The organism is Acinetobacter sp. YH12155, from assembly GCF_013418255.1.
Classification (GTDB): Bacteria; Pseudomonadota; Gammaproteobacteria; order Pseudomonadales; family Moraxellaceae; genus Acinetobacter; species Acinetobacter indicus.
Map to the genome: position 1 here is coordinate 1 of NZ_VPCK01000040.1, position 8,527 is coordinate 8,527.

Consider the following 8,527-nt stretch of genomic DNA (forward strand, 5'->3'; position numbering starts at 1 on the left):
TATCGTATGCTGAAAAGAATTGTTGTTTGCGCTGTAGGTGTTTGAAACACAAATCATTGACATAGTTCCAGACAAAATTAACTTCAGATGCCAATTGGTCTAGCACCTTTGTGTGACTGTCTTTTATACGTAATTTAAGTGTTTTCATGGGCTTATATTAGCTCATATTAGGCTTGAAATATTGTTTTTTAGCAATTAAACGACATTTCATGTCGTGTCGCTTATATCTCTGACCTGAAAGACAGAGGTTTACGCTCCATTTGATAAAGTCGGGGATAAAAAATGGCGCTCTGAAGCGCCACAATTATGATAGATATTTAATTATTTGGTTTCTAACAGATTCACCTGCTCAACCTGCACATCACTCATGATGTTGCCATGTTCTAACAGTTGATTAAAATAGTTTTCCACCACCTGATACTGCTCGGCCGTGCTTTCCACACGGTACATATTCTGGCGGAATTCATTGCTAGAACGCAGTCCTTTGGTGTACCAGGCAATATGTTTACGTGAAATACGGCAGCCTGAATATTCTCCATAAAAGCTATAAAGTTCAGATAAATGCCCAAGCAATACCTGTTTGACTTCTTCAATACTCGGTGCAGCCAAATGTTCACCGGTCGTCAGATAATGGGCAATTTCACGGAAAATCCAGGGACGGCCTTGTGCCGCACGGCCAATCATAATCGCATCTGCACCGGTATAATCCAGCACCATTTTAGCTTTTTCCGGACTGTCGATGTCGCCATTGGCAATGAGGGGAATATTCAGCTCGGCCTTAACCTGCTTGATTAACTCATAACGCGCCGTGTTCAGGTACATATCTTCGCGGGTACGACCATGCAGGGCCAGCGCTGCAATACCGGCCTGCTCCGCACGCTTGGCCACACGCAGAATATTTTCCTGACCGTTTAAAAAACCGAGTCGGGTTTTTAAGGTCACCGGCACATCGACTGCTTCTACGACTGCATCTAAAATCCGGGCGACCAGATCTTCATCTTGCAACAACGCCGAACCAGCCAGCTTGTTACATACTTTTTTGGCAGGACAGCCCATATTGATATCAACAATCTGTGCGCCATTGGCCACCTGATAACGCGCGGCTTCGGCTAGGTCAGCCGGATCGGAGCCGGCAATTTGTGCAGAAATCGGGGCGATTTCGCCATCAAAATTGGCCCGATACAGACTTTTTTTGCTCATGCGCAAAGTCTTGTCCGAGGTCATCATTTCACTGACTGCATGGCCTGCGCCAAAATATTTGCACAGCGTTCTAAACGGCCGATCCGTGACGCCTGCCATTGGTGCCACCCACAGCTTTCGCTCAATAGGACGATCAAACAGTTCTTGAATGACAGGATGTGAACTCAATGTAGGAACCTCGGGAAACAGAAAATGCGCAGCGAATCTTTCAGATGGGAGAAAACTGGATACGGCGCTAAAAACCGGGCTAGTTTAAAGCCTTCTGACCAAAATTTCTATGCATCTGTACCGACCACAGCACATCTGTTTTTAGCAGATGCTAAAAAAACAAAAGCCCATCAGAAGATGAGCTTTTTGCAGCGAAACCGGCAATTAGATTGCAGTAATACCGCTGGCCTGGTCGCCTTTTTTACCCGCTACGATGGTAAATTCAACGCGCTGGCCTTCATGTAAAGTTTTGAAGCCCTGGTTGGTAATTTCGCTGTAATGAGCAAAAACGTCCTGACCTGAATCTGCCTGAATAAAACCAAAACCTTTAGTTTCATTAAACCATTTCACAGTACCAGTAACTGTATTTGACATAAGATAATCCTGTATTAAAAAACTTTTAAATTGGTCATAGATAAACCAATAATTAACTGGAAAATGACTTTGAAACTAAAAATCTGATACTACGAAGGATATTAAAAAACGACGGAGGGAAAAGATTTGCTGAAACAATAGTAATTCTTCTAGTTAACGACCACTATACAGACTTCTGTTCTGAATGCAATAAAAATAAATTAATTCAATTTATATAACTGATTTAAAGCAATATAAAAACTTTTACCATCCAGGTTAAATTCTACCTGCTGTCCGGACTGAAGCTCAATCATTTTACCGACTTCCACCCAGATAAAACCCTGGCTCGAGCGCTGCTTCTTTTTCAGCGGCATTACTTTTACAAAAATTTCCTGACCATTGACTGCAGTGGCCAACTGCCAATTTTCTACATTATTCAACATAACTGACTCATTATATGAGCTTAGGTGATCATTTAAGAAAGCTGTTCCATTTTATTAAAATTTCATCTTTCAAAAATCGGATAAAAACACAATCAAATTTGATTATTTTAAACTTTTCACTGTCCCAATTCTCACAATTATGGACAAATATTCAATCACTATAAGCATTAAAAGTTGGATGCGGGGGCCGGATTTGAACCAACGACCTTCGGGTTATGAGCCCGACGAGCTACCAGACTGCTCCACCCCGCAAAGGAGAGTTAGCTTTATACGCTCTATATTTGCTAAACACAAGGTTTATTTAAAATACACACTAAAATAACCACGGTTCTACGCTAAAATAATTCCCTTTATTTTGATTAGAAAATTTTGCAATCATTAAAAAATAACAGATAATATTTTAAAAAATAATTCAGATGATTTTATACAGCATCTCCCTTATTTATTTAAATATTTTCTTAAAATAACAGAAGATCATCAAGTTAAAATCAGCGCTTTATTTTGAAATAGAATTCAGTATCTAATTCCACACTTATTCACTTTTTTGAGCTACTCAATTCTCTGACTGTTTGCAGATAAAAATTGACAGTGCAACGTAGGCCGTATACATATATATTCACACCTGTATAGCCGAATTTCTGTATACTTCATCTGCCCTGTAGGCTGACCCGTCTGGACCGAGTTTTCCTGTTTATGAAACACACCTTCCTGTCATCTGTAATCAAACCTTTAAGCCTGATTGCGTTATCTTTAAGTTTAGCTGCCTGTGGCGACAGCGCCTGGTGGAATAAAGGCGATGAGCCAAGTCTAGATGCAGATCAGATCAAACGACTAATTCCTTCCCGCGTGAAAGATCGTGATTCATGGGCCAAAGATATTTACGATATTAGTGAACAATTGGGCATTCCGCAGACCAAGGAAAATATGTGCACCATTGTCGCCGTGGTCGATCAGGAATCCAACTTTGTTGCCGATCCACAGGTCTATGGTTTAGGTGAAAAAGCAGTTAAAGAAGTCCAGGAACGCTTAGACGAGAAGTTTAAAGATAAACTCGGTGAAGCCATTGGAGGCACCATTGCCGGCTATTTTCAGGATGTACTGAAAAACCATCCAAGCCCGGAAGATAACTATTTAAGCCAGATGCGCCGGGTCAAAACCGAACGGGAACTGGATGAACTTTATCGTGAAATTTTTGACTATATGGCCAAGCATTATCATGTGTCGGCCCTGACCGGCGCCGCCAAGCTGTTTGGTCAAAATATCGGAGAAAAGCTGAATCCGATTACCACCTTAGGTTCGATGCAGGTGCATATCAGTTATGCCAAGGAACATAAACGCCAAGGCGGCAATATTGCAGAATTACGTACCGATTTATACAGCCAATATGGTGGCCTGTATTATGGTATTCACCGTCTGATGATGTATCCGGCCGACTATGATAAACCGCTATATCGCTTTGCCGATTATAACTCGGGCATGTATTCCAGCCGCAATGCCGCTTTTCAGAGCATGCTGAATGATTTAACCGAAGCCGAATTATCTCTAGATGGTGATTTACTGCTCTATAGCAAAGATGGCGGTGTTCGCAGTGCCAAGAGCCAATCTGAACGCGAGCTGATTAGTGTTTTTGCCAAACATAATATTGTGCTCACCCCACGCCAGATCCGCTCCGATCTGAAAAAAGAAAAAGAGCAGGATTTTGAAGATACCGCTTCGTATCGCGCCTTATTAAAACTGTATCAGGAACAAACTGGCAAAGAACCATTTTATGCGATAATGCCAGAGGTGGTAATTTCCGGGCCAAAACTCAGCCGTGATTATAATACCAACTGGTTTGCTACTCGGGTCAACGGGCGATATACCACATGCATGCAAAAAGCCAAAAATATAAAAATCTAGCCTTATTCGATTTTGATGGAACCCTGTATGAGCATGACAGTTTTACCGGCTTTATTTTCTACAGTCTGGGCAAATGGCATATTCTCAAGCGTGGTATAAAAGTTTTGCCCTGGATCATGGCATATTATCTTAAGCTGTACCCTGCCCATAAAATGCGCCCCAAGCTATATTCGGCCATGTTTAAAGGCTGTGATCTCAAAAAAATTTACCCTTTGGCTCAACAGTATGCAGGTAAAATATTAAAAAGCCTTGAACCTTCTTTACTCAAACAATTAAAACAACATCAACAACTTGGCCATGATGTAGTCCTAGTTTCGGCCTCTCTGGATTTATATTTAAACCCGGTCTGTCGCTATTTAAATATTGATTTAATCTGTAGCGAAGTAGAAATCAAAGCTGGGAAAATGACCGGATTCTATCAAAACGCAGACTGTAGTAATGAGCAAAAGAAAATCAGGATTTTAGAGAAATATAATCTGGACGATTATGCTGAAATTTATGCTTATGGTAATAGTGATGAAGATGAGGAAATGCTTGCGCTTGCTGATCATGCCTATATGGTGGGGGTAGATAATTCTTTGCCTGAAATTATTAATTGTAAAAATTTGGCTTAAATAGCGCTCATAAAGTAAAGCCTCAAAAATAATTTTAATAAAATTGAGGCCAACTATAAATCCAACTTAACGAACTATATTACATCTTTCCATGAAAGAATTTTAGCACTCGTTGGTTCGGTATCCGTGAATTCGGTATTTGAATTATTTCCAAAATATTTACTATTATACTGAATCTTAAAATTGCCACCGCCGTTAATGATTGAAGATTGTGTTCCAAATTGAAATTGAGGTGTTTCAGCAGTTCCTACATTTTGAATATTACCAGCAAAAATAGCCCCATCAATATTCATTCCACCAGAACCGTTTACATCAAATTTCTCACCTAAGGCTAAAATGATACCTTGGAATTTTTTATTACATTTATTGAAAGCGTTACCACTAATCGTTAAGTTTTTATACGCAATGATTATGCCTGAACATGGTAATTTCCCCGCATAATCCTCTCTATAAACCGTTGCATCTTTCAAAGATGCCAATTGATCAGCAAGGTTCTTTACCTTTTCAGCATTGCCCCAATCTTTTAAATCCGTAACGGATACACATGGCGTTGAACAGTCTTTGCCCGAATAATTATCTTCGTTTTTCTTTTTTATATCTGCAGTTATTTTATCTTGTGCATTATTATTTCCTGTAGCAACTGCTATTTTATCACCACCGTTAATTGAAGCACCTGAACTAGGAGCGGTAAATCCGTTTAAAACTCCTGCATATGTTAATGCTGCTGGTAACTCTGGCAATGAAAAAGGCTTACCGCCGTCCAACGTCGCCAACTCGATTTTATAAATGCTTTCTCCCAAAATTGCTGAACTGTCACCTTTATCTTTAACGAGATTCCCTGTTATGTATACGGTAACCGTTTTATTGACATTATCCCAGCAAGGATTTGCATCACATGGATTTTCATAATCAGGATCAATCCAATAATATCCATTGTCCCCAAAATTAGCTTCCAATTTACCCGTGTTAATATAAGGTATTTCATTTTTCCAAGCACTCTTCGCTGATTCATCTGTAGGCCAGCCATGATCTTTTAAGCGCTTTTCAAACCAGCTTAAAAAAGCTGTTGCTCCCTGTTCAGCAGTATTTGTCGTGATGGTTTTATTATAAATATTTGCGGTCATTTTATCCTGCATAATGGTACTACGCATGGCATACAAACCCAAGATCGCTGCAACGAGAAGCAAAACCACGGTAAAGACCAATACAAAACCTTGCTGTTTTTTCATAGTCGCCTCTTAATTATTGGGTTGTAAAAGAAATTTTACTTTGAGAAATATCTGCTTTCTTCAAATCAATTGTCAAAATCTTCCCCTCCCCTGAATCAGCTACAACTTCAAGAGTCTCTGAAGATAAGATATTAAGCCCCTTTTCCTGTTCACCACTTCCAATTTTCCAATTAGTTAAGCTACATCCATGAGATGAAGCTAAGCTTATCGTTATCTTACTTTTCTTATTAATTCCTTTATTATGTTCTTTCTCGACGTTTATCCAAGTCATAGTCCAAGATGGATCAGTATCAAAAGTCTTACCATTTGCTGATGATGCTTTAAAGTTTTTAACCACAAGCGCATTTTTAATACAAGTCAGATTAGCTTCTTCCGCTGCTGCCGCTTCTTCCGCTGCCGCTTCTTCCTCTGCTGCTTCTGCTGCTTCCTCTGCCTCTTCTATTGCCTTAAGTTCTTCTTCAGCTCTTTTATCAGCTTCTTCTTGTTCTTTAAGTAATTCCTTTAATTCTTCTTCAGTTAATTGAGACTCACCACCACTAGATAAATTGGCTATACTACTTTTCTGATGAGATGTTGCAATAAATTCAAGTGCAGGTTGCTTAGTTAAGCCATCCTGCACAATACTAATTTTTGTTTGAACACTCGTAATATCATTCCATACATATTCCACAACTGGATCGACACTAGCATCACTCTTAAAATATGGGGTATAGGCCACAACACCCGATTTCTGAATACCGTAAGAAAATTGTAAGTTACCTATATTTTTAGCCAACACATAGGATTTATCTGGATCATTATTCCGAATACAAAGTAACTGATTATTATCCAATTTCAGCGTATTCATTGAAGAGCCTGACTCCCCTGACATCCCTAAACAATCTCTTTGATTACGATCGAAATTAATCACCAGCTCATTATTCGAAGCAGGGACTGAAAAAGAATTTGCTTGACGGATCAAACGGGTAATGGTCGTGGTGGCAAAACGAAATTCTTCCTGGGTACGGTCCAATCTTCCTTTTTCCAGCAGCATTTTCTGATTGCCAAACAAAATTGCCATGGCTCCACCAGTCACAACTAACCCAACTGTCAGACCAATCATTAATTCAACCAATGTCACACCGGCCTGAGTATGCTTGAGAGAAGACATTTTTTTCATTGATCAAATCCGAATAATGATTAGGTGGTACATGCTGGAAGCGAAAAATCATAAGTAAAACTTTGTTGGGTGACTGCAGTGCCAGCAGCAGCTTTGTCATTAACCCATGAAATTTCGATTGTATATTGTCGTTGATTGGCTGCTGGATCAGGAGTAATCTCTCCTTTCCAATCTTGTAAAAGCTGATTCAAGGCGATTTGATCAGTTTCTGCCATTCCATCTTGTTCAAAATCCCAACGCTCGGTCCAATCAGTCTCAATCTTTGATGAAAGAGAACACCTATTTGCCCACATACTATCAATAAAATCATTTGCCTGAATATTAGCAATTGTTCTTTGCATCGCTAATTGACTTTGCTGCACAGACTTAATATGTAAAATTCCAAGGCCCAAGATTGCACCCGCCGTTAGAAACATGGCAATAAGTGCTTCCAATAAAGTAAAGCCCTGCTGAGCATTGAAATTTTTCATGGGCACGTACTTCCTTTGATTCTTTCAGCTCGACCGGAAATAGGAATACAAACAGAATATGTATCCTGGCCTATCATAGTCACTTTAACTTGAGGCTTTTTGTCTATCATTACCCCAACACTTATTGCCCCAACACTATTAAATTCAACTTCACTCTTGGGATTATCGATAGTAATTTCGGGGCCGGTAATCTCCAGATTTGGATCATCAAATTTTAAAACAGAATAAATAACAGAAGCATCTGGATTGGTAATTTGCATCACCAAGCCAACATTCCATTGATCTTTATCCTCATCCACACAAGTTGAACCATTCGAACTGGCACAAATCGTTACTGGACGACCGGTACGGATCGCCTCACTGCGTGCTTGCTGCATAAAATCAACAATCGCACTAGAAGTTGTTTTTATTTTGCTTGATTTGATCAAGTTCACCATAGAAGGTGCTGCAATCATAGCCAAAATAGCCAGTACAGCTACCGTGACAATCAACTCAAATAAGGTAAAGCCTTTATTGGGTTTCATTTCCAGCAACCACTTGTATTCGGAGTTTTTACCCCCTGTTCATTTAAAGTTAATGTTCCACATTGACTATCTTTTTGTTTAGAGGTGGGTGTTGCTGTAATGGTGAAATTTTGCCCTGATGTCGTAGCATCATCAAAATCAAAGGTGTAATAATCACTCATATTTGAAGGTGACATCAGACTGCTAGGGATGTTCGCTTTAGCAGGATAACTAAAACTGGCATTATATTGGCTCTCCATATACTGAGCCAAATTCAGCATAGCTGCCTGAGCATCTGTGCGGTGTGCTCTTACAACATAATTAACCCGGATCCTGCTTAAGCCGATGATTCCTTAATTTGAATTGTTGGCTTATTTTGATGGGTTAATTGATATGCACATAGTGAGGCGTAAATTCCACTCAGAAATCCATGAAGACTACGTGCTTTA

Annotated in this window: 10 protein-coding genes, 1 tRNA gene and 2 pseudogenes; 2 read left to right on the top strand and 11 right to left on the bottom strand. The window is 39.6% G+C overall.

Features of this window, described 5'->3' with window-relative positions:
* The 5 genes and pseudogenes from FTU86_RS13425 to FTU86_RS13445 form a co-directional block, all read right to left on the bottom strand.
* Positions 1–148, bottom strand: a pseudogene (locus FTU86_RS13425) (RNA-guided endonuclease TnpB family protein); the annotation flags it as partial.
* Between the two features lie 173 nt (positions 149–321).
* Positions 322–1,341 carry a tRNA dihydrouridine synthase DusB gene (dusB, locus tag FTU86_RS13430; RefSeq protein ID WP_257219151.1) on the bottom strand — a complete coding sequence of 340 codons (1,020 nt, stop codon included), beginning with the start codon at positions 1,339–1,341 and terminating at the stop codon, positions 322–324.
* A 231-nt stretch (positions 1,342–1,572) separates the two neighbouring features.
* Positions 1,573–1,782, bottom strand: a complete 210-nt coding sequence (locus tag FTU86_RS13435; protein WP_005178879.1) for a cold-shock protein — start codon at positions 1,780–1,782, stop codon at positions 1,573–1,575.
* 200 nt (positions 1,783–1,982) lie between these two features.
* Complete coding sequence (locus tag FTU86_RS13440; protein ID WP_005178882.1) at positions 1,983–2,204, bottom strand: hypothetical protein; 222 nt, start codon at positions 2,202–2,204, stop codon at positions 1,983–1,985.
* A gap of 175 nt (positions 2,205–2,379) precedes the next feature.
* Positions 2,380–2,456, bottom strand: a tRNA-Met gene (locus FTU86_RS13445).
* Positions 2,457–2,897: 441 nt separating this feature from the next.
* On the opposite strand from FTU86_RS13445, the gene FTU86_RS13450 reads away from it, so the two are divergent.
* Together FTU86_RS13450 and FTU86_RS13455 are read left to right on the top strand one after the other, a co-directional pair.
* Positions 2,898–4,103 carry a DUF1615 domain-containing protein gene (locus FTU86_RS13450; protein ID WP_104489528.1) on the top strand — a complete coding sequence of 402 codons (1,206 nt, stop codon included), beginning with the start codon at positions 2,898–2,900 and terminating at the stop codon, positions 4,101–4,103.
* The gene (locus tag FTU86_RS13455; protein WP_180048594.1) at positions 4,070–4,717 is read left to right on the top strand and encodes an HAD-IB family hydrolase; all 648 of its coding nucleotides are present in this window, start codon (positions 4,070–4,072) and stop codon (positions 4,715–4,717) included. Before FTU86_RS13450 ends, FTU86_RS13455 begins: the two co-directional genes overlap by 34 nt.
* A 74-nt stretch (positions 4,718–4,791) precedes the next feature.
* Here FTU86_RS13455 and FTU86_RS13460 read toward each other — a convergent pair whose 3' ends face one another.
* The 6 genes and pseudogenes from FTU86_RS13460 to FTU86_RS13485 form a co-directional block, all read right to left on the bottom strand.
* Positions 4,792–5,946: a PilX N-terminal domain-containing pilus assembly protein gene (locus FTU86_RS13460; protein WP_180048593.1), complete on the bottom strand. Its 1,155-nt coding sequence runs from the start codon at positions 5,944–5,946 to the stop codon at positions 4,792–4,794.
* A gap of 13 nt (positions 5,947–5,959) precedes the next feature.
* The gene (locus tag FTU86_RS13465) at positions 5,960–7,105 is read right to left on the bottom strand and encodes a PilW family protein (protein ID WP_180048592.1); all 1,146 of its coding nucleotides are present in this window, start codon (positions 7,103–7,105) and stop codon (positions 5,960–5,962) included.
* Positions 7,106–7,125: 20 nt separating this feature from the next.
* On the bottom strand, positions 7,126–7,575 hold the full coding sequence (locus FTU86_RS13470; RefSeq protein WP_180048591.1) for a prepilin-type N-terminal cleavage/methylation domain-containing protein: 450 nt from the start codon (positions 7,573–7,575) through the stop codon (positions 7,126–7,128).
* Positions 7,572–8,099, bottom strand: a complete 528-nt coding sequence (locus FTU86_RS13475; protein WP_180048590.1) for a GspH/FimT family pseudopilin — start codon at positions 8,097–8,099, stop codon at positions 7,572–7,574. The genes FTU86_RS13470 and FTU86_RS13475 overlap by 4 nt, the downstream gene beginning before the upstream one ends.
* Positions 8,096–8,428, bottom strand: coding sequence for a type IV pilin protein (locus FTU86_RS13480; protein ID WP_373684809.1), 333 nt, complete (start codon positions 8,426–8,428; stop codon positions 8,096–8,098). The genes FTU86_RS13475 and FTU86_RS13480 overlap by 4 nt, the downstream gene beginning before the upstream one ends.
* Positions 8,416–8,527 (bottom strand): annotated as a pseudogene (locus FTU86_RS13485) (IS982 family transposase); the annotation flags it as partial. The pseudogene FTU86_RS13485 and the gene FTU86_RS13480, both read right to left, overlap by 13 nt.

What these genes read in the sequence shown, in the direction of transcription:
- FTU86_RS13465 (WP_180048592.1), bottom strand. Translation starts at nt 7,105, where the DNA reads ATGAAAAAAATGTCTTCTCTCAAGCATACTCAGGCCGGTGTGACATTG.
- FTU86_RS13455 (WP_180048594.1), top strand. Translation starts at nt 4,070, where the DNA reads ATGCATGCAAAAAGCCAAAAATATAAAAATCTAGCCTTATTCGATTTT.
- FTU86_RS13435 (WP_005178879.1), bottom strand. Translation starts at nt 1,782, where the DNA reads ATGTCAAATACAGTTACTGGTACTGTGAAATGGTTTAATGAAACTAAA.
- FTU86_RS13475 (WP_180048590.1), bottom strand. Translation starts at nt 8,099, where the DNA reads ATGAAACCCAATAAAGGCTTTACCTTATTTGAGTTGATTGTCACGGTA.
- FTU86_RS13450 (WP_104489528.1), top strand. Translation starts at nt 2,898, where the DNA reads ATGAAACACACCTTCCTGTCATCTGTAATCAAACCTTTAAGCCTGATT.
- FTU86_RS13460 (WP_180048593.1), bottom strand. Translation starts at nt 5,946, where the DNA reads ATGAAAAAACAGCAAGGTTTTGTATTGGTCTTTACCGTGGTTTTGCTT.
- FTU86_RS13440 (WP_005178882.1), bottom strand. Translation starts at nt 2,204, where the DNA reads ATGTTGAATAATGTAGAAAATTGGCAGTTGGCCACTGCAGTCAATGGT.
- FTU86_RS13470 (WP_180048591.1), bottom strand. Translation starts at nt 7,575, where the DNA reads ATGAAAAATTTCAATGCTCAGCAGGGCTTTACTTTATTGGAAGCACTT.